General features: G+C 35.1%; 15 protein-coding genes. 10 read left to right on the top strand and 5 right to left on the bottom strand.

Annotation, left to right across the window (positions count from 1 at the left end; all coding sequences use genetic code 11):
- The first annotated feature begins 121 nt into the window (after positions 1-121).
- Positions 122-1,492 (top strand): 30S ribosomal protein S6--L-glutamate ligase, encoded by a 1,371-nt coding sequence (rimK, locus tag OZP07_RS08615; RefSeq protein ID WP_194641247.1) that lies wholly within the window; start codon positions 122-124, stop codon positions 1,490-1,492.
- Between the two features lie 90 nt (positions 1,493-1,582).
- Positions 1,583-2,098, top strand: a complete 516-nt coding sequence (locus OZP07_RS08610) for a DUF421 domain-containing protein (RefSeq protein ID WP_194641248.1) — start codon at positions 1,583-1,585, stop codon at positions 2,096-2,098.
- A gap of 302 nt (positions 2,099-2,400) precedes the next feature.
- On the opposite strand, the gene OZP07_RS08605 is transcribed toward OZP07_RS08610, so the two are convergent.
- From OZP07_RS08605 to hutH, 3 genes are read right to left on the bottom strand one after another with little or no spacing between them, the layout of a single operon-like run.
- Entirely contained in the window at positions 2,401-3,747 is a 1,347-nt protein-coding gene (locus OZP07_RS08605) for an inorganic phosphate transporter (protein WP_194641249.1), read from the bottom strand.
- Between the two features lie 29 nt (positions 3,748-3,776).
- Positions 3,777-4,421, bottom strand: coding sequence for a DUF47 domain-containing protein (locus OZP07_RS08600; RefSeq protein WP_115812441.1), 645 nt, complete (start codon positions 4,419-4,421; stop codon positions 3,777-3,779).
- Between the two features lie 50 nt (positions 4,422-4,471).
- On the bottom strand, positions 4,472-5,986 hold the full coding sequence (hutH, locus tag OZP07_RS08595; RefSeq protein ID WP_281638003.1) for a histidine ammonia-lyase: 1,515 nt from the start codon (positions 5,984-5,986) through the stop codon (positions 4,472-4,474).
- A 648-nt stretch (positions 5,987-6,634) separates the two neighbouring features.
- Between hutH and thrA the strand changes: the two genes are divergently transcribed.
- The 4 genes from thrA (at position 6,635) to OZP07_RS08575 (ending at position 12,874) form a co-directional block, all read left to right on the top strand.
- A complete protein-coding gene (gene thrA / locus OZP07_RS08590) occupies positions 6,635-9,082 on the top strand; it encodes a bifunctional aspartate kinase/homoserine dehydrogenase I (protein ID WP_281638002.1) in 2,448 nt (815 codons plus the stop codon).
- A gap of 113 nt (positions 9,083-9,195) precedes the next feature.
- A complete protein-coding gene (locus OZP07_RS08585) occupies positions 9,196-10,116 on the top strand; it encodes a homoserine kinase (RefSeq protein WP_281638001.1) in 921 nt (306 codons plus the stop codon).
- A 90-nt stretch (positions 10,117-10,206) separates the two neighbouring features.
- Complete coding sequence (gene thrC / locus OZP07_RS08580; RefSeq protein ID WP_281638000.1) at positions 10,207-11,499, top strand: threonine synthase; 1,293 nt, start codon at positions 10,207-10,209, stop codon at positions 11,497-11,499.
- 397 nt (positions 11,500-11,896) lie between these two features.
- A complete protein-coding gene (locus tag OZP07_RS08575) occupies positions 11,897-12,874 on the top strand; it encodes an ATP-binding protein (RefSeq protein WP_281637999.1) in 978 nt (325 codons plus the stop codon).
- On the opposite strand, the gene OZP07_RS08570 is transcribed toward OZP07_RS08575, so the two are convergent.
- Positions 12,803-14,473, bottom strand: a complete 1,671-nt coding sequence (locus OZP07_RS08570; protein WP_349293659.1) for an IS1182 family transposase — start codon at positions 14,471-14,473, stop codon at positions 12,803-12,805. The genes OZP07_RS08575 and OZP07_RS08570 overlap by 72 nt on opposite strands.
- Between OZP07_RS08570 and OZP07_RS08565 the strand changes: the two genes are divergently transcribed.
- Positions 14,473-15,954 (top strand): AAA family ATPase, encoded by a 1,482-nt coding sequence (locus tag OZP07_RS08565; protein WP_281637998.1) that lies wholly within the window; start codon positions 14,473-14,475, stop codon positions 15,952-15,954. The two genes, OZP07_RS08570 and OZP07_RS08565, sit on opposite strands and share 1 nt — an antisense overlap.
- A gap of 548 nt (positions 15,955-16,502) precedes the next feature.
- Here the strand turns inward: OZP07_RS08565 and OZP07_RS08560 are convergent.
- Positions 16,503-17,885 (bottom strand): MFS transporter, encoded by a 1,383-nt coding sequence (locus tag OZP07_RS08560; RefSeq protein WP_281637997.1) that lies wholly within the window; start codon positions 17,883-17,885, stop codon positions 16,503-16,505.
- A gap of 420 nt (positions 17,886-18,305) precedes the next feature.
- On the opposite strand from OZP07_RS08560, the gene OZP07_RS08555 reads away from it, so the two are divergent.
- From OZP07_RS08555 to OZP07_RS08545, 3 genes are all read left to right on the top strand, one after another.
- Positions 18,306-18,971 carry a hypothetical protein gene (locus tag OZP07_RS08555; protein ID WP_281637996.1) on the top strand — a complete coding sequence of 222 codons (666 nt, stop codon included), beginning with the start codon at positions 18,306-18,308 and terminating at the stop codon, positions 18,969-18,971.
- A 329-nt stretch (positions 18,972-19,300) separates the two neighbouring features.
- A complete protein-coding gene (locus OZP07_RS08550) occupies positions 19,301-19,498 on the top strand; it encodes a YqaE/Pmp3 family membrane protein (protein WP_281637995.1) in 198 nt (65 codons plus the stop codon).
- Between the two features lie 451 nt (positions 19,499-19,949).
- Positions 19,950-20,750: a DUF1961 family protein gene (locus OZP07_RS08545; protein WP_281637994.1), complete on the top strand. Its 801-nt coding sequence runs from the start codon at positions 19,950-19,952 to the stop codon at positions 20,748-20,750.
- Positions 20,751-20,953: the final 203 nt, after the last annotated feature.

Below are 20,953 nucleotides of genomic sequence, written 5' to 3'. Positions count from 1 at the left end.
CCATAACAAACCCGTTACGTTTTAATAACATAACGGGTTTATTCTTTATAGGATAATTTCGTATTTTTTAAAAACAAATATTTACATTTGAATTATATAAAAAAACAACCAAAATTAATTTATGGTACAAAATAAAGTCATACTGGGCAGCGAAGAATGGTGCTCATTTCCAGAATTAGGAATTCCTACAATAAAAGCAAGAGTAGATTCCGGTGCCAAAACATCTGCTTTGCATGCCATAAATATTGCTCCATTTATAAAAAATGATGCCAATTGGGTTAAATTTGACATCAACCCCATACAAAATAATATCAAAACAGTTATTCACTGTGAGGCTCCTTTGGTTGGCAAACGTATCGTAAAAAGCTCCAGCGGTTTTAGGGAACACCGTTATGTCATTCAAACCAGTATAGCTATTGGCGAATCGAAATGGCCTATCGAAATGACACTGACCAATAGAGATTCCATGGGTTTCAGAATGCTTTTAGGAAGAGAAGCTATGAGCGGGAGAATCCTTGTTGATCCAGAACAAAAATACCTCTTAGGACAGCCCACTATCGAAAGTCTTCAGGAATTATACGTAAACTCAGAGAAAGCCAGTTCAGGCTTACGCATTGGCCTTTTAGCGAGCAATCCTGAATTATACAGCAATAAAAGAATCATGGAAGCCGGCGAAATGAGAGGCCATGAAATGCATTTCTTAAACATTAAGGAATGCTACATGAAACTCGATGCTAAAACTCCCGAAATTCATTACCGCGGCGGTAAAATTTTAAATCAGTTTGATGCTATTATACCAAGAATCCGTCCCAGCATTACTTTTTACGGCTGTGCTTTAACAAGACAATTCGAAGCTTTAAAAGTGTTTTGTTTAAATTCATCAACCGCTATAACACAATCGAGAGACAAGCTGTTTTCACTGCAGTTATTACTGAATCACGGCGTTGATATTCCAACAACTGGATTTGCAAATTCACCTTTGGATACCGACAATCTAATCAAAATGGTTGGCGGACCACCGCTTATTGTAAAATTACTTGAAGGAACTCAGGGAAAAGGCGTTGTATTGGCAGAAACAAAAAAAGCGGCTGAAAGTGTAATTAATGCATTTAAAAGCCTTAATGCAAACATCCTAGTTCAGGAATTCATTAAAGAAGCAAACGGCAAGGACATTCGCTGTTTTGTGATTGACGGCAAAGTGGTGGCCGCTATCCAGCGAGAAGCAATGCCTGGAGAATTTAGAGCGAATATCCATTTGGGAGGAACTGCTTCTATCATAAAAGTAACCGCAGAGGAGAAAAAGATTGCCATAAAAGCAGCAAAAGCCATGGACTTAAAAGTAGCCGGTGTAGATATTATCCGTTCTTCTAAAGGACCATTGCTGCTCGAAGTAAACTCTTCGCCAGGACTTGAAGGTATTGAAGGTGCTACTAATAAAGATATTGCTGGTGAAATGATCAAAGCAATTGAGAAGAACTTTAAAATAAGATAAATTTTAGATTGCAGATTGCAGTTAACAGATTACAATATCATCTGTTACTTAAATACTAAACCTGGAATCTGAATACTTAAATCTAAAAAAATGAATCCATATTTAGATATCACCATCCGCAGTGCAGCCGTATATTTATTTATGGTCATTGCACTGCGTCTTTTTGGCAAAAAAGAATTATCACAGCTTAATACTTCTGATGTGATTTTGATTCTGCTGATAAGTAATTCGGTTCAAAATGCAATGGTTGGAAACAACACAACACTCTGGGGAGGTTTGGCCGCTGCGACAATTCTGTTTGTGATTAATTTTGTATTGAAGAAATTAATATACCGTTATAAAAAATTTAGTGATTTCTTTCTCGAAAAACCAGAAATTTTAATTCATAACGGGACTTTAGATTTTAAAAACCTAAGCAAATTAAATATTACTTCAGATGAATTAAAAGAAGCAATGCGAGAGCATGGTGTCGAATATTTTAAGGATGTAAAACTAGCCATGCTTGAAATAGATGGAAATATAAGCATCATTACTGGTGATAAAAACTTAAAGCAGACTCATTACAAACGAAGAAAAAATCACAAAAATCTGGTTCGGGGTAATTAGTACTTTATTTAAAAGATTACTAAACGTATTACTTATAAAAACTACCGCCCCGTTTAACTTAAATTCAATTTTAAGAAAGTTGAAATAAATACTAAATTTCTAATCTAGCCCCGATCGAAGTAAAAATCCTTTTGTAGAGACGGGTTTGAAACCCGTCTCTACAAAAGATTACAGCGAAGAGGGGGACAACAGTTGCTTCTTGCAGAAAATTTCTGGCTCCAAAAAAATAGCAAAATTCATTTTAAAGCATAAAAAAACCATTCGAATATGAATGGTTTTTCGTTATATGTTAAGTATAGATTTTACAAAAATACTTTTAGAATCCAATATACCAATGCAGCCAGCAATGCTGAAACTGGAATCGTAAGTACCCAAGCCCAAAGCAGACTTACTGTTACTCCCCAGCGAACTGCCGAGATGCGTTTCGTTAATCCAACCCCGATAATAGATCCTGTAATAGTATGTGTTGTACTTACCGGTACTTTAAAATGCTCAGTAAAATAAAGTGTCAAAGCTCCTGCAGTTTCGGCAGCAACACCTTCAAAAGAGGTTACTTTGGTTATTTTGGAACCCATTGTTTTTACAATTTTCCAGCCACCGCTTAATGTTCCAACCGCAATAGCTGTATAACATGCTAGAGGAATCCATTCCGGCATTACTCCTTTGATGCCTTTATCGTCATCTGGAAGAACAACCTGCAGCCATTCCGGCAGATTCATTATATCAACACCGCTGGTTTTAATATAAACCGCAACCGCTGCTGCGATAATTCCCATTACTTTTTGAGAATCATTTCCTCCGTGACCTAAACTAAATGCTGCAGAAGAAAGCAGCTGCATTTTTTTCAGAACTGCATCGGCTTTGTGTAAATTCAAACTGCTAAACAGCAAAGCAAATGTAGAAATTGAAAGTATTATAAAAGCTACTAAAAACCATTTGATATTATGTGACTCGAATAGAATACTCCAGAAATGAGACTCGAAACGAGGTTTTTCAATTTTCTCAAAAGGAACCATCTGTCCATATACAAACCATATTGACGCTATCATCAATGCAATTGTAAAAAGTTTAGGCAGAATACTTTTCCTTGAGGCATTTAATAACCAAATAGAAATTAAGTATGAAATTAATGCTCCAAGCAGAGGTGCCAAAACAATAAATGCTATGATAATCACAACTCCGGAAGGCATACCGCCGTCTTTCCCTGCTTTATACCAGCTTACAATATCATACCAGTGTTTAGTATGCTGTACACCGTCTTCTAGGATTGTATAGTCTGAAAATCCGTGAATTGAGATTGCATGAGCAACCGCTGCTCCAGCAAAACCGCCAATTAAAGTATGTGAAGAACTAGAAGGGATTCCCTGCCACCAGGTAATTAAATTCCAGATAATAGCTGCAACAACACCTGCAAGAATTACTGTTAAATCAATTTGGCTTGAATCTGCAGTTTTCGCAACGGTATTTGCAACACCTAAACCAAAAACCCAATAAGCCAAAAAGTTAAAAAAAGCTGCCCAAAGCACCGCCTGAAAAGGAGATAAAACCTTGGTTGCAACAACAGTAGCAATAGCATTGGCAGCATCATGGAAACCATTGATGTAATCAAAAATTAATGCTAGAACTATAATAATTAATAGTAAAGTCATATCAATATCTTCAGAATGAATAGATTAAATTAAGAATGTTTTACTGTAATAGATTCTAACACACTGGCAACACTCTTGCATTTATCAGTTGCTGATTCTAAAACTGACAATACTTCTTTATATTTAATGATATTTTTAGCATCAGTTTCGTTTTCGAAAATTTCAAAAACTGCTTTATTATAAACCATATCCGATTTATTCTCCAGCTTGTTGATTTTTGCACAAGCATTGGTAATCGTTTTCATGTTGCTCAGGTTTTTCAGTTCTTTTACAGCAACATCAATATTCTGACAGGCCTCAAGATTGATTTCTGTCATTTTACGGATTGATTTTGTGATTTTATCCACCTGATACAAACGCATTCTTGAAGCAGCTCCATGAAGATAATCCGCTACATAATCTATTGAAGTTACCAAAGAGTGAATATCTTCCCTGTCAAAAGGAGTAATAAAGTTACGGCTCAACTCTAAATTAGTCTGACGGGTAATATCTTCGCCTTTTTGCTCTAATTCATCTATTTTATGAAATAAAGCTTCTCTTTCTTTTAAAGGAAGATTTACAGCTTCGTGCAGATTTGAAGCTAATTCAATTAAATTACTTGATGCTTCTTCAAAAAGAGGGAAGAATTTTTTGTCCTTTGGAACCAGAAATTGAAAAATACTATTTAATGACATTTGTTTAATTTTTATGTAATGCAAAATTACTTCATTATTTAAAGCTAATGTTAAGCCAATGTTAACAAATCATCTTCGATTTGGAAACTGTTTAAGAAGTCCACTGTTTGCTCAATATCATAATGTAAAATTCTGTCTTCCTTAACCAAAGGCACTTCATTTCTGTAGGATTTTAAAAACATTTCAATAAAATCACTTGACTTTAAAGGTCTTCTGTATTCAATTGCCTGTGAAGCATTCATCAGCTCAATGGCCAAAATACGTTCCAGATTCTCCATTACCTTCAAACATTTTACTGCGCCATTCGCTCCCATGCTCACGTGATCTTCCTGTCCGTTGCTGGAAACAATACTATCAACACTTGAAGGAGTTGCCAGCTGTTTATTCTGGCTGGCAATACTTGCGGCTGTATACTGCGGAATCATAAATCCGGAATTCAAACCAGGATTATCTACCAGGAAAGCAGGAAGATTGCGCAGTCCGGAAATCAGCTGATAGGTTCTTCTCTCGGAAATACTTCCCAATTCTGCCAAAGCTATCGCCATGAAATCAAGCGCCAAAGCCAATGGCTGACCGTGGAAATTGCCGCCGGAAATAATCTGATCGCTTTCGATAAATATATTAGGATTATCCGTTACTGAATTAATCTCAGTTTTGAATACTTTCTTCACATAATCAAAAGCATCTTTTGAAGCGCCATGAACCTGCGGAATACAGCGGAACGAATATGGATCCTGAACATGAGTTTTTGGCTGTTCGATGATTTCACTGCCGTCGAGAAATTCTTTTACTCTTTTAGCAGTAGCAATCTGCCCATTATGCGGTCTTATATAATGTATCAGCTCATTAAAAGGCTCAATTCTTCCGTCAAAACCTTCCAATGATATTGTTCCTATTAAATCAGCCAAAAAAGAAAACTTATTGGCTTTCATTACAATATAAGCTCCATAAGCGCTCATAAACTGCGTTCCGTTTAACAACGCCAGACCTTCTTTGGATTTCAAAACGATCGGTTTCCACTCAAAACGTTTTAATACTTCTGCCGAATTTACTTTTTTGTCTTCAAACCAGACTTCCCCTTCTCCTAATAAAGGCAGTGACAAATGAGCCAAAGGGGCTAAATCTCCTGATGCTCCAAGTGACCCTTGAGTATAAATTACTGGCAAAACATCATTATTGTAAAAATCAATCAATCGCTGCACCGTTTCCAATTGTATGCCCGAATGACCATAACTCAGCGATTGTATTTTAAGAAGCAGCATTATTTTTACAATCTCATTCGGCACTTCTTCACCTGTTCCGCAAGAGTGTGATTTCACAAGGTTTTCCTGGAGTTTTGACAAATTTTCATTTGAAATTTTCACATTACAAAGCGAGCCAAAACCAGTATTAATTCCATAAATAGGTTCTGGATGCGAAGCCATTTTAGCATCAAGGTATTTTCTGCACTTTAGAATATTCGTTTTTGCATTTTCGGAAAGCACAATGGTTTTATGATGGGAAATAATCTCCTGCAGTGTTTCAAAAGAAAGCAATTCGGTACTTATATAATGTGTATTCTCCATTTTATCTGATTTTAAGTGTTCAAAATTCCACAAAACCTTATTAAAAAACAATATTTTATAACAATAATTTAAAATTTAAGACGATACAAAGTTTAAAAACCGCTACAGAAGCTGATTGTTACTTAAATTTTAAAAAATTCCAAAGACCAGATTATCGTTTTTTTAAAGCAAAACTGGTACGATTCAGCCATTACATCAGTGGCAAAACCGCAAAAAACTTCAGCAGAAAATAAAGATAATCTCAATAAACAAATGAATAAATTGCGCAATATTAAATTTGAATCGATATTGAATTTTAATTATTAAACTATTCGCAAAAACGAACAACAAAGCTTTCTTTTTTCATAAAAAACAGTACTTTTGGAAAATCAAAATGAAGAAATTTAACAGCACATATCATCCTTCGGTAACAACTCAAATTTGGGTTGCTCTTGCTGTTACAACTACATCTACTACAACAATTACTACCCCTTAGGGGTATACATTTTACATATAATCCAGCTATTGTACTTTTTTCTTTAAAGAAAGAAAGTCATGGGTGTATAGAAATCATTTTACAATCAAAAATAAAAATATAAAATTGCTGATTTTCAAATAGTAACAATTAAAACAGCGGTTTAAAAATTACATAAAACAAATAAACTTCTTATGAGAGTATTAAAATTTGGCGGTACTTCGGTAGCCAATGCAGAAAACATAAAATTAGTTTTAGACATAGTTCTTAATAAAGCACAAGATGAAAAACTTGTTGTTGTTGTATCCGCTTTAAGCAAAGTAACCGATTTACTGCAGTTAGCCGCTTCCAAAGCCGCTGCAAATGATGAAAGCTTTAAAGAAATTGCTGCCGAAATCGAGAAAAAACATTTAGAAACGCTTAAACAGCTGACTCCTGTTAGTGAACAGAGCGGTTTATTAAGTCATATTAAAAGAATCATCAACCATTTGGAAACATTGCTTGACGGCTGTTTTCTTCTGGGTGAATTATCACCAAGAACTTTGGATACTATCCTAAGTTTTGGAGAATTATTATCATCATTCATCATTGCCGAAGCCTTAAAACAAAAACTAAAAAACAGCAGTTACAAAGACAGCCGTGAATTGATTAAAACCAATAATCAGTTTGGTAAAGCTGCGGTGAATTTTGAAATTACAAATAAATTAATCGCTGATTTTTTTGCTTCAAATGAAAATCAAGTGGTTGTAATGCCTGGTTTTATTGCAACTTCCGAAGATGGAATCCATACTACTTTGGGACGCGGCGGTTCTGATTATACTGCTGCAATCATTGCAGGAGCATTAAACGCAAGTGATTTAGAGATTTGGACTGATGTAAACGGAATGTTTACTGCTAATCCTAAAATTGTAAAACAGGCACAGCCAATTGCTACTATTTCGTACCAGGAAGCAATGGAATTGTCTCATTTTGGTGCCAAAGTATTGTACCCGCCGACAATTCAGCCGGTTTTAAGAAAAAACATTCCAATATATATCAAAAATACTTTCGAGCCGCAAGCTGAAGGAACTTTGATTTCAAACAATGCTGCTGACCACAGCAATCCGGTAAAAGGAATTACACATATCGACAATATCACTTTGATTACTCTGGAAGGTTCAGGAATGATTGGTGTTGCCGGTTCTTCCAAAAGATTATTTGAAGTTTTATCGCATGAGGGCATCAATGTAATTTTTATTACTCAGGCTTCATCGGAGCATTCTATATGTATTGGTATTTCAAATTCGGATGCTGAAACGGCTGAAAATGCAATCAATAAAGCATTCCAAATCGAAATCACCCAAAACAAAATTGATCCTTGTATTGTTGAGCAAAACCTCTGCATCATTGCTTTGGTTGGCGAAAACATGAAAAATCACCAAGGTTTAAGCGGCAGAATGTTCAGCACTTTAGGAAAGAACAATGTGAATATCCGTGCGATTGCCCAAGGCGCTTCGGAAAGAAATATCTCGGTTGTTATCAACGAAAGAGACGTTAAAAAAGCACTGAATACTTTACACGAAAACTTCTTTGAAGAAAACACTAAACAGTTAAACCTGTTCGTAATGGGTGTTGGAAATGTCGGTGAAAAATTCATCGAGCAGATCCACCAGCAGAAAAAATTCCTAAAAGAAAACCTGAAAATAAACCTGAGAGTTATTGCGGTTTCTAATTCCAGAAAAATGCATTTTGACGAAGAGGGAATCTCGTTGAAAGAATGGCAGTCACTTTTGGAAAAAGGAGAAACAGCCAACAAGGAAGAATTTATTTCAAAAGTAAAAGTACTGAATTTGCGTAACAGTATTTTTGTTGATATTACTGCCAATGAAGAAGTGTCTAAAACCTACGAGCAGTATTTAAAACAGAATGTCGCTGTAGTAACCTGCAACAAAATTGCCTGTTCATCGGCTTATGATAATTACAAAAAACTAAAAGGTTTGTCGCGTCAATTCAATGCGCCTTTCCTTTTTGAAACGAATGTCGGGGCTGGATTGCCAATCATTGACACGGTTAAAAACCTAATCGCTTCTGGTGATAAAGTACATAAAATTCAAGCTGTTTTGTCTGGAAGTTTAAACTTTATCTTTAACAATTTTGATGAAAACAATACTTTTCATGACGTTGTAAAAGAAGCCGGCGTTCAGGGATTTACAGAACCAGATCCAAAAATAGATTTAAGCGGCATTGACGTAGCCAGAAAGATCCTTATTCTGATTCGTGAGAGCGGTTATCAAATGGAAATTGAAGACATTGAGAACAAAGCTTTCCTTCCGTCAGCATGTATGGGAACAACTAACAATGATGCGTTTTTCGCTTCGTTAAAAGAACATGCAAAACACTTTGAATCGATTTTGGCAGAAGCCAATGCAAAAGAAAGCAGACTGAAATTTGTCGCTCAATTTGAAAACGGAAAAGCAAGCGTAGGCCTGCAGTTCATCCCGAAAGACCATCCGTTTTATAATCTGGAAGGAAAAGACAATATCGTTTTATTCTACACGGATCGTTACGTGGATCAGCCATTATTGATAAAAGGTGCCGGTGCCGGTGCGGCGGTTACTGCATCAGGAATTTTTGCCGATGTGATTAGAATAGGAAATGTGTAAATAATTGTATGTAGAGACGTTGCAGTGCAACGTCTAACACAATACATTTTGTAACGTGTCAACGAACGTTTAGACGTTGCAGTGCAACGTCTCTACCCAAAAAAACATAAACAATGAACGAAATAAAAATATTCTGTCCCGCTACAATCGCGAATCTTTCGTGTGGTTTTGATGTACTTGGACTTTGTCTGGCCACTCAAGGCGATGAAATGATTGTTCGCAAGTCTAATGAAAAAGGAGTTCGCATTACCAAAATAGTCGGTGCCGATTTACCAATGGAAACCGAAAATAACGTTTCTGGTGTTGCTGCTTTGGCGATGCTGGAAGAAGTCGAAACCGAATTTGGTTTTGAAATCGAAATCTACAAACACATCAAAGCGGGAAGCGGCATCGGAAGCAGCGCAGCAAGTTCTGCGGGAGCTGTTTTTGGAATCAACGAATTGTTGGGAAGACCTTTCACTAGAAAAGAATTGGTAAAATTTGCGATGCAAGGCGAAAAATTAGCCAGCGGAAACGCCCATGCCGATAACGTTGCCCCTGCCCTTTTGGGAGGTTTCACATTGGTTCGCTCTTCAAATCCTTTGGATATTATCAAAATTGACAGCCCATCCGAATTGTATGCAACGGTGGTTCATCCGCAAATTGAGTTGAAAACATCAGATGCCCGTTCGGTATTGAAACAAACCGTTTCCTTAAAAAGCGCCATTACGCAATGGGGAAATGTAGGCGGATTAGTAGCAGGGCTATATACTCAGGATTACGAACTAATCGGGCGTTCTCTGCATGACGAAATCATTGAACCTATCCGCTCTATGCTAATTCCGGGATTTGATTTAATCAAGCAGACGGCTTATGAAAACGGAGCTTTGGGTTCAGGAATTTCGGGTTCCGGCCCTTCTATTTTCGCTTTAAGCAAAGGAAAAGAAAACGCCGAAAAAATTGCCAAAGCCATGAGTGCCGTTTACGAAGAAATGAATCTGCCTTACGAAATTCACGTTTCGAAAGTGAATGACGAAGGAATCTCTATTATTTAAGAATTCAGATTAACGATTTTAGATTTATGATTTTTAACGTAACGGTTAAATCAAAAATCAAAAATCGTTAATCTTCAATCAAAAATCACAATGAAATACTACAGTTTAAACCATAATGCCCCAAACGTTTCTTTTCAGGAAGCAGTAATACAAGGACTAGCAGCCGACAAAGGATTGTATTTCCCTGAGAGCATTACATCATTAGCACCAAGTTTTTTTGATTCAATTGAGAGTTTATCGCACGAAGAAATCGCTTTTGAAGCCATAAAACAATTTGTTGGAGACGAAATCCCGACAGAAACTTTAAAACAAATCATTGCCGAAACTTTATGCTTTGACTTCCCTGTTGTGGAAGTTGAAAACGGAATCTATTCCCTTGAATTATTTCACGGGCCAACAATGGCTTTCAAAGACGTCGGAGCGCGTTTTATGTCCCGTTGTTTGGGTTATTTCAACAAAGACAAAAAAGATGCTAAAAACACGGTTCTTGTGGCAACTTCCGGAGATACAGGAGGAGCTGTTGCGAGTGGTTTTCTTGGCGTAAACGGCGTTGATGTCGTAATCCTTTACCCTTCCGGAAAAGTGAGCGACATTCAGGAAAGACAGTTGACCACTTTGGGACAAAATATTAAAGCACTTGAAGTAGATGGTGTTTTTGACGATTGTCAGGATATGGTCAAAAAAGCGTTTTTGGACGAAACTTTGGCGCATAAAAACCTGACTTCGGCAAATTCTATCAATATTGCACGCTGGTTACCGCAAATGTTCTACTTTTTCTTTGCTTACAAAGCATTGAAGAGTCAAAACAAACCATTGGTTTTCTCTTGTCCAAGCGGCAACTTCGGAAATATTTGTGCCGGTATCATTGCCAAAAAATTAGGATTGCCTATCGATCATTTTGTGGCTTCTACCAATGTAAATGACACTGTTCCTAGATTCCTTGTGAACGGAATTTACGACCCGAAACCATCTATAGCGACGATTTCAAACGCTATGGACGTTGGAAATCCAAGCAACTTCGTTCGTATTCAAGAGATGTACAACAATGATTTGGCACAATTCGAAAAAGATTTTACTTCCTATACTTTCACCGATGCTGAAACTTTAACAGCGATGAAGCATATTTATAATGACGATAGAAAATATATCGCAGAACCACACGGAGCTGTTGGCTATTTAGGATTGAAAAAAGAATTGGCTAACAAAACAAACGCTATTGGTGTTTTCTTGGAAACAGCGCACCCTATCAAGTTCCTAGACGTAGTAGAACCTGCTTTGGGCGTTACTTTACCGCTTCCTAAACAAATTGAAAGCGTGATGAACAAAGAAAAAGTAAGCGTTAAAATTAAAACTTACGATGATTTGAAAGCTTTCTTGGGATAAACCATTCATAAATCACCAAATACAAAACGACTGAGAATTATTTCAGTCGTTTTTTTTTGGAGCTATTTACTTCGTCAGTTCGCTTCGCTCGTGTCTGCTGTCCGCTGTATCTGTGCGCCCGAACCCCGGGCGCACAGGATGCCGCTTCCATCAGGGCTACGACAGCATTAGTTTTTTTTCAGAAATATTGCTCTAAACTACAGCAATACCTGTTCCTTTTAAAGGAACCATTATTCTATGCAAAATTAGAAAAAACAGTAAGAAAAAAAGCATATATTTGAAAATAATAAAACAAAAAGAACTTTCGGAAATCTGCTCAATTGGGGATGTAAATACGAAAGTTTGTTTCGCTTAAATAAAAGTTAGTGGCAAGGCTACAACCAAACAACCATAAAAAATGGCAGACGACAAAATAACAACCATAATTAAGTGCCAAAACATTGCACCAATCGAAAACTTGGCAAGAGAAGTCAAATCAAGTTCTTTAAAAATGGGTGTGTTTGCAAACAATGGTAGCGGTAAGACATTTCTCAGCAGACTTTTTAGATTAACAGAAAAACAAGACGAACTTGTTTTAGACGAAAATGGTAAAAGTCCAACAGACAAACTTTTGACTTTTGGAAAAAACAACGGAACATTTTCTTTTAAAATAACAGACAAAGATGGCAATGTAAAGGATGACTTCAGTATTTCTGTAACAAAAGGACAAATTCCAGTAATTCCAGACACAAAATATCTTTATCATACCTTTAACCAAGATTACGTTGAACAAAACATTCGAGTTTTAGGCTACGAGAAAGACAGCGATATTCAAGGTTTCATTTTAGGCAAAGTAAACATAGATCTAAAAGATGATGAAGATAATCTTGAAAAAATTGCAAAAGAAGGAAAAATACTTTCAGAACAAGTTGAAAAGGAAATTAACACTTATGTAGAAGAAAACATAAGTAACATCCAAAACATCAAAAGACTTAGCGAATATGTCTATTTAAAGCCAAGCGAAATTTTCCAGGGCATTGAAAAAGATTTATTCGAAGTTTCCAAAAACATTGATGACCTTTTTGCAGACTACAATAAAATCAAATCAATCCCTGAAAACCTAGAAGACATTGGAAATGTTGATAAAATAAACATTGACTTGAAATCATTGAACCAAATTAAGGAAAATTTAAACAAAGAATTCTCTTTGAGTTCATTAGCAGAAGATTTTAAACAAAAAATCAAAAGCAAGCAAGTATTTGTTGAAACAGGAATGGGATTATTCTTCGAAACAAAAGAGGCTGTCCGAAAAGGACAGCTTTTTTTATGCTGCAAATTTCAGGAATCGATTTTGGGTTGGTTGATTAATGAAAAAATATTCTGTTACAGTATTTAAAAAGTGAATTTCGACTTTTATAGCTCTATTTAGAACTCTGAAGGAGATTTTTAGATGAGTTTTCGACGCATCATTGTTCTTTGCTATCATTTTTCTGAAATTATGCCCGATAGCCATCAATAGAAATTCCATTTCCACTTTTTCGATGCTTGTGAAAGTAAACCGGCTGAATTTATTGTTGTTTTTTAGCTGTCCGAATACTGCTTCAACTTCTATTGGGCGTTTGCTTCGGTGTTCGAGTCCTTTTTCGCTCATGAGCAGCTCTTTGGCCTGAGCCCTTAATTGGTTCAGGCGGTGGTTTACTTCTATTGTTCTGTTTCCTTTGGCTTTATGGCACAAACTTCTAAGTGGACATCCATCACATCTTTTTGCTTGATAATAAGATACTTGTGATTCGTATCCGTTGGCCGATGTCCGTTTTCCACTGCCAATGTTTTCCATTCTTTGTCCCATTGGACACACATAAAAATCCTGCTGTATATTGTAGAACAAATTCTGGACAAGAAACGGATTGTCCTTCATTTTTTTCTTCTGTTCTTTGTGAAAATAATTATACTTTACATAGGCCGTTATGTCTTTATTTTCAAGCATTTCGTAGTTTTCTTCGCTTCCATAACCAGCATCGGCTACAACTGTTTTGCTTTGTTTTTGATACATTTTTTCAAATTCCTCCAGATGGGATTTTAAAGTCGTAGTGTCGTTAGGTGTCTGATGAATGGTTACATTGGTAATGAATTGATTTTCAGTAGAAATCTGAGGATTGTATGCAGGTTTTAACTGTCCGTTTTTCATATGGTCTTCCTTCATTCTCATAAAGGTAGCGTCAGGATCTGTTTTGCTGTAGGAGTTTCTATTGCCTAAAATCACTAAATCTTTTTCGTATTTTTCAAGCTTTGGCAGGTGCTCTTCCTGAAGCTTTTCAAGCTCTTTGGTTATCTTCTTGTTGGGCTCTTTGAGTTTTTTATTGAGTTCTGATAATTTTTCTTTCAGCTCTTCCGAGTTTATTTTTTTTGGTAATTCTTCCTTGTTGACTTCTTGATTATCTGATAAAATACTGTTTTCGATATCGGATAAGATGCTGTTGATTTTTACTTCGAGTTTTTCTTTGTATTTCTCTATAGAACCCCGCCAGACAAAGGTGTATTTGTTGGATTTGGCTTCAATTTTTGTTCCATCGATGTATTGGATATCCAGACTGACATAGCCCATTTCCACAAGCATTTTGACTACTTCTGCAAATAAATCTTTGATGTTTTCTTTTAGAACCTTTCCTCTAAAATCGTTGATGGTTCTAAAATCAGGGGTTGAGTTGCCTGAAATAAACATAAAATGAATGTTCTCGGTGAGTGCTTTTGCTATTTTTCGGCAGGAATAAGTGTTGCTCAAATAGCTGTAAAACAAAACTTTAAGCATCATTCTGGGATGATAAGCCGAGGTCCCTCCTCCTTTATATTTTTTAAGTATATGGCTTATATCCAATGAATTGACGACCTTGTCCACTAAGCGGACAGGGTGGTTTTCTGAAATTTTATCAAAAATATTTATCGGAAAAAGTTCCGGTGTATTGATCGATTGCGATTTAAATATTACTTTAGCCATTGCTCGTTTTTTGTGCAACTCTAAGATACTATTTTAGATTAAAAACAGCAAAAAAAAGGCTGTCCTTACTTTTTGGACAGCCTCCTTTCTGCGAGCAAGAGTTACAAGAAAATGCTCTTAGTTTAATTGATAACTACACTAAATATATTAACGATACAGAAGCAAAGACCATAAAGCAATTTAAAGGCAACATAGAACTATTATCAAACATTATTGACTTTTTAAAATCAATTGAAAATACGAATTCAAAACGAATAAATTCATTTAATGAATATAAAACCAAATACATTCCATCAAGTGAAGAAGTAGAGTTAGGCTCTCTAATCGTTGAAGAAGCCCAAAAAGCAATTCAAGTTTTCATTGATATTATTGAAGAAAAACTTAAAGATATTAACAAACCTATTCCAGCAGAAAATTCAATAATTGAAAACATCGAAAAACATCAAACTTTATTGAATAGTATTATTGACCAAAATAATGAACAAATTGATATAATTAACGCTAAAAAAAATCGAATAGGCGAAGAAAATAAAACAGTTAGAAAGGAAATATGTAAATGTGCATACAATAATTTAGTTGAAACTCACAAAACAAACATTAAAAGTATTTTTCAATTAAGAGAAAAGTGGAAAACGCTTGATGCAGAAATTAAAAAGAAAAAAGAGCAACAAAAAGTTAGTAAAAAAGATAAAGTAGCCTCAACAATTAAATCAGTTTTAAATTATTTTTTCTCTGACAAATACACACTTGACGAAGAAACTTTCAGACTTGTTTTTTACGAAAATGCACTCGAAAAAGACCAAGCAAAAGACGTTTTAAGTGAAGGAGAAAAAAACATCGTAGCTTTTGCATACTATATTGGCGACACACACTTGAAAGTAGAAACCGAAGACGATTACGAAAATTTATTTTTCATAATTGACGACCCAATTTCAAGTATGGATTTTACGCATGTTTATACTGTTAGCGGTGTAATCCGTGACATTTCAAAAATTATTGACAAACTGAAACGTGAAAGACTAATAATCTTTACTCACAACAATGATTTTATGAGGGTCTTAACAGCTAACAACATTGTTGACAAAAAATTATTATTGAAAAAAGGAGAATTAAAAGACTTCAATAACAATTTGACCGTACCATACATCAATCACTTAATAGACATCTACAACATTGCAAGAAAAAATGAACTTGCAAATCATACTACAGCAAATTCAATACGGCACATTATTGAAACTTTAACGAAGTTTCAAAACGTTGATATATCAAAAGACGGAATTGCTGAATACATAAAAAAGAATATTCCTAACGACACTAAATCATATACATTAATCAATGACCTATCACACGGAGGTTGGCGAAGTGAACAATCACCAATAACTGAAGACGACTACAAAGACGTATGCGAAACTATTATTAAACACATCGAAGTAGACTTTAAGGGACAAATTGAATACTGTAAAAAATTTAATAAAAACTAAAAGCTCACCCGATAGCGCAAGCGTCACACCACGTTAGCGCAGAAATTTTTTCTGTACCCACAGAGAGATCGACAAAGCATATAAAAAAATATAACTATCCTTAACTAATACCAAACTGATAGAATTAGCCACAGATTAAAAAGATTTACACAGATTTTTTTAAAAAAATAGTAATGAAATCTGTGAGAATCTGTGTAATCAGTGGCGAAAAAAAACATGGTATTATTTACGGACAGTTATCTAAAGAAATAACACGGAATTTTTATCGCAAAATATTCAAGAATGCCTTTTTTTTTTTAAAGGAGGTCTGTCAAAGTGGTTGAACAAGCTCCCTTGAACTCGGGCTGACCATTCAAGGTGTTGGACGAACTCCCTAGCTCCCGTTACCGCAATGTCATTACGTTAAGCGATTTGATTTTTAATTTTCACGCAGATTTAGCAGATTTTTTTTTTGCATAAATTTCCGATCACAAAAAAAAGAAAGGCTGTCCTTATCCGGATAGCCTTTCTTTTTATACAAAAACATATACTATTTTTGTTTTGCAGGTTTAAGATTTTACTGTTTGATAGGCTAAATTCACACCAGCAGGTAATTTCTCTTCTTCTTTATCTTTAACTAAAAGTTTTATAGCCAAAACGACAACTCCTGTTACCAGAATAATGAATCCCAATACATAAAAAGCACTTGTGTAATCAATTAAATCCTTAGTTTGTGATACTCCGCTTTCGTCAATCACGTCTTTAGTAAATTTAACCGCTTTAGCTTTGAACAGGAAAGCAATCAGCATTGCTCCAATATTCCCGCCTGCTCCTACAATTCCGGCAACACTGCCTACGGCTTTTGGATTTACGAAAGGCACAAGACTATAAGTTGCTCCATTAGCCATTTTTAAACTCATTCCAAACAAGAACATTAAAAAGATCGCAACCCCTAATTGATTTGTCATTCCAAAGAAAATAACACCTACACCTTCTATAAGAAGCAGTAACGCAAGCAATAAATTTTTTCCTGAAAAACCATATCTCTTACCAACTTTGTCAGCAACTATTCCTCCTAATGGTCTTGCAAAAAGGTTGATTAATCCAAAAATACCTGCACAGATTCCTGCTGTTTTCAAAGTGGCACCAAAAGTATCTGTAAAATAGATAGGAGCAAAATTATCAATAGTGATCTCAACTCCAAAACAAGCAGCATAAGCAATGGTCAAAACCCAAGTACGGTAATCTTTTACAGCCAGCATAAAAGTGTTTTCTTTATTCGCTGTTTCTATTCCAAGTTCTTTATAGTTACCATTTGGCAAATCTTTGGTAAATCGGAAATACAAAAAAGCAAAAACCAATAACATCACTCCTGGAACAATCATGGCATATCTCCAGCTGTCTTCCTTAGTACACACTCCTAATCCCACAAATCCTGCTGCAATAAGCGGCATGGTAATATTAGCCAGACCAGCACCTGCATTTCCAAATCCTCCTGCCGTAGCGTTGGCAGTTCCTTTAATGGACGGGGCAAACATTACCGAAGTATGAAACTGCGTGATAACAAAAGAAGCTCCAATAACTCCGATAGCCAATCTAAAAAACAGGAAACTCTCATATGTTTGTGAAGTACCAATCAGTAAAACCGGTACGGAGCAGATCACTAATAACCAAGTATAAATTATTCTTGGTCCAAATTTATCTACCAATCGGCCTATTAATAATCTGGCGATGATGGTTGCCGATACCGACGCAATTTGAATGTTACCTAATTGGTCTTTTGTCAGGTGCAATTGCTCTTTGGCGATCGGCATAAGTGATGCCATACCAAACCATGCAAAAAAGCAAAAGAAAAATGTTAACCATGTAATGTGGAAGGTACGCATCTGAACTCCTTTTCCACTAAAAATGTTTAAACTTGAAAGCGGTTGATTTGTTGAAATTGAACTCATATCAAAAAATTTAATCGTTTAGTATTGTTTATTTTTTCTAAGTACCAAACTTACGTCTAAGTATTTTACTTATTTATAAAGCAAAAATAATGGCTTTAATTGGAACAAAAACTGCCAAAACGCAGTTTTTGAAAAAAATTAAGTATTTATACGTAAGTATGTTTTTAAGTAGATTTCAACTGCTTCGCGTGCTAACTACTTTTAACTGACCAAACAGTGATAATGAATAAAAGCGATTACTGATTCTGATTCTTTTTTATCTGCCCCAATGAGAATTCAAAACACAGCTGATAAGGCATTAGATATAATTCCATTTCGTTTTTACAGCTCATCACAAAAAACATACAGTTCAGAAATATTCTTTTCATAAAATAAGCATGTACTGCTAAGTTTGAATCGTTGAACTAAAAGAATAAAAACATGGAACAGACTATTACTATTTTAATTTATATCCATGCCTTTTTCGGCGGAATTGGATTAATTACTGGAATCGGCAATATAATTGTGAAAAAAGGACAAAAGCTGCACAAAAAAATGGGAAAACTGTTCTCCATTGGAATGATTACAAGTTCACTGCTTTCACTGCCTATTTGTTTCATGCCAAAACATCAAAACTTATTTTTATTTCTAATCGGAATCTTTACTATTTATCTTGTAACCTCAGGAAATCGGGCATTAACTTTCAAATCAAAGTCAAAAGTTAAAGCAGATCTGACAGACAGATTGATATCGGGAACGATGTTATTTTTATCAATTATTATGATTTTAATTGGTATTTACTGCGTTTTAAATACTATAACCAACGGCGTTTTATTTGCTTTCTTTGGCGGTTTTGGATTGTTTATGACAATTAAAGATTTTATCTTTTTTAAAAATTTCGCAAAAACTAAAAACAGCTGGCTGACCAAACATATCGGCAAAATGGTTGGTGCTTTAATCGCTTCCATCACAGCTTTCATAGTTGCTGGATTGGGGCTGGGAAATTTAATTACCTGGATTACCCCATCGATCATAGGAACTTTATATATAATTTACTGGAACCGAAAAGCCGATTCAAAAATCAAACTGAAAGAGGTTATTGAATAACAAAATATGACTGTCCGCAAATAATACCATGTTTTTTTTGCCACTGATTACACAGATTCTCACAGATTTCACTACTATTTTTTTTTTAAGTCTGTATAAATCTTTTTAATCTGTGGCTAATTCGATCTGTTTGGTATTAGTTAAGGATAATCACATAACAAAATATTAATCTTACTGATTGTCAGCTCCTGCCAGTCAAATAATTCTTAGAAAAGACATAATGGAACCTGCATTTGTAAACATTATCATAATTTGATATATTTGAACAGAATCATTAATTTACACCAAGTAACCCAAATGATCTAGAAAAACTTAAAAACCACAGTATCATGACATTAATTGCGATTTTCTTTCCTTTTCTTTCATTCTTGTTTAGAGGCAGAATACTCACCTGCATTGTCTGTTTAATACTCCAATTAACTTTAATCGGCTGGATTCCCGCTGCTATTTGGGCAGTTATTTCATTACAGAACTCAAGAGCCGATAAGCGCAATGAAAAGCTGATTAAAGCTTTAAAAGTGAGATAGTAACTTTTCGAATAAAACAGATATGAAACTGCTTCGTTATTTTTTCCAAAAGAGAATGGTTTTTATTTTATTTCTGATTTTCATTTTCATAAATGTTTTTACAGAACGGTATAAACACTTTGGGATCAGCAAAACTGTTGGCTGGGCCTGGAATATCAATATGACAAATTTCAGTCCTTTGATTTTCTTAATTTCTTTTTATGTTTTTTTAACAGTATACGGAATTATTGCTTTGAGCAAAAGAAAAACAAATTTAAAGCTATCAATTCTGCATACTGCAGTTATTTTAGTTTCTGTAATTTTAATAGAAACTGATAAAATTGAAATTTTAATGATTTGTAATATTCTGTCACTTACTGCATTTTTTACAAATTTATTTAGAACTGAAAATTATAAAGCCTCTGCCCCTTCCAAAAAAAGTTCACTACTTTAGATTTCAAAAACAGTGATAATGAACAAAAACTTACTTCTGATTCTGATATTTTTTTTCTCTGCTTTAATGAAAGGCCAAAATACAGATGATACCGTATTTGAAAAACTGAACCAGTCTAAACAATGGCACTTAAAATTCAATGATTCCTGTACCAAAGACTGGCAGTCCAAATGGTTCTTGGACGGACTTCATGCCGATATTAAAAACACAGAGGAAGGAATGCTTTTTAGTGCAGGAAATGTAGAAGGAGATGATGCGCATAATACTGTATTATGGACAAAAGCTTCATTTAAAGGAGATTTAAAAATCGAGTACAGATACACAAAAACTGATAATAAAACGATCTGGGCTACAATTTTATATCTTCAGGCGACTGGTATTGGCATCGCTCCTTATGTTGAAGATATTAGGCAATGGAATAATCTAAGGGAAATTCCGGCGATGAAAACGTATTATACCTACATGAAGGCACTGCACATAAGCTACGCCTCGTATGATAATAAAAACACCGACATGAAAAAAGATTACATCCGAGTGCGAAAGTATCCTGTTCCTGCCGGACAAAATTTCAATACAGCAACTGAAATTCCGAATGCGAGTTTCGAAACGGGGCTTTTTAATCCTAATGAAACTTATAAAATCACGATTATCAAAACCAGTCAAAAACTCTATTTTAAAGTAGACGGAAAAGATATTTCAAAACTATTCACATGGGATCTTTCGAATACTCCGGCTATCACTGAAGGCAGAATTGGTTTAAGGCATATGCACACGAGATCGGCAGTATATAAGGATTTCTCGGTGTTTACAAGGAACTAAACCCCTATGGACTGAAAGTTCATAGATTTAGTTAGGCAGACTGAAAGTATGCAAGGCAGGATTGCAAAAATTGGTAAAATTTTGCAACAGATTCACAGATTTTAAAAATCATTTTTTATCTGTGAATCTGTTGCAAAAACTTTTTTTGATGCTAAAGCGAGATGCACTGAAAGTGCATAGTTTTAAACTCTATCTCAGACCAA

It is taken from the genome of Flavobacterium marginilacus, assembly GCF_026870155.1.
In the GTDB taxonomy this organism is placed as follows: Bacteria; Bacteroidota; Bacteroidia; order Flavobacteriales; family Flavobacteriaceae; genus Flavobacterium; species Flavobacterium marginilacus.
The sequence above is the reverse complement of the archived record's forward strand: the minus strand, read 5'-3'. Positions and strand labels throughout refer to the sequence as shown.

Excerpts from the sequence above, each read along its gene's own strand:
- OZP07_RS08610 (WP_194641248.1), top strand. The coding sequence starts at position 1,583 with ATGAATCCATATTTAGATATCACCATCCGCAGTGCAGCCGTATATTTA.
- OZP07_RS08585 (WP_281638001.1), top strand. The coding sequence starts at position 9,196 with ATGAACGAAATAAAAATATTCTGTCCCGCTACAATCGCGAATCTTTCG.
- hutH (WP_281638003.1), bottom strand. The coding sequence starts at position 5,986 with ATGGAGAATACACATTATATAAGTACCGAATTGCTTTCTTTTGAAACA.
- OZP07_RS08550 (WP_281637995.1), top strand. The coding sequence starts at position 19,301 with ATGACATTAATTGCGATTTTCTTTCCTTTTCTTTCATTCTTGTTTAGA.
- OZP07_RS08555 (WP_281637996.1), top strand. The coding sequence starts at position 18,306 with ATGGAACAGACTATTACTATTTTAATTTATATCCATGCCTTTTTCGGC.
- OZP07_RS08570 (WP_349293659.1), bottom strand. The coding sequence starts at position 14,473 with ATGGCTAAAGTAATATTTAAATCGCAATCGATCAATACACCGGAACTT.
- OZP07_RS08560 (WP_281637997.1), bottom strand. The coding sequence starts at position 17,885 with ATGAGTTCAATTTCAACAAATCAACCGCTTTCAAGTTTAAACATTTTT.
- OZP07_RS08545 (WP_281637994.1), top strand. The coding sequence starts at position 19,950 with ATGAACAAAAACTTACTTCTGATTCTGATATTTTTTTTCTCTGCTTTA.
- thrA (WP_281638002.1), top strand. The coding sequence starts at position 6,635 with ATGAGAGTATTAAAATTTGGCGGTACTTCGGTAGCCAATGCAGAAAAC.
- OZP07_RS08575 (WP_281637999.1), top strand. The coding sequence starts at position 11,897 with ATGGCAGACGACAAAATAACAACCATAATTAAGTGCCAAAACATTGCA.
- rimK (WP_194641247.1), top strand. The coding sequence starts at position 122 with ATGGTACAAAATAAAGTCATACTGGGCAGCGAAGAATGGTGCTCATTT.
- OZP07_RS08600 (WP_115812441.1), bottom strand. The coding sequence starts at position 4,421 with ATGTCATTAAATAGTATTTTTCAATTTCTGGTTCCAAAGGACAAAAAA.
- thrC (WP_281638000.1), top strand. The coding sequence starts at position 10,207 with ATGAAATACTACAGTTTAAACCATAATGCCCCAAACGTTTCTTTTCAG.
- OZP07_RS08605 (WP_194641249.1), bottom strand. The coding sequence starts at position 3,747 with ATGACTTTACTATTAATTATTATAGTTCTAGCATTAATTTTTGATTAC.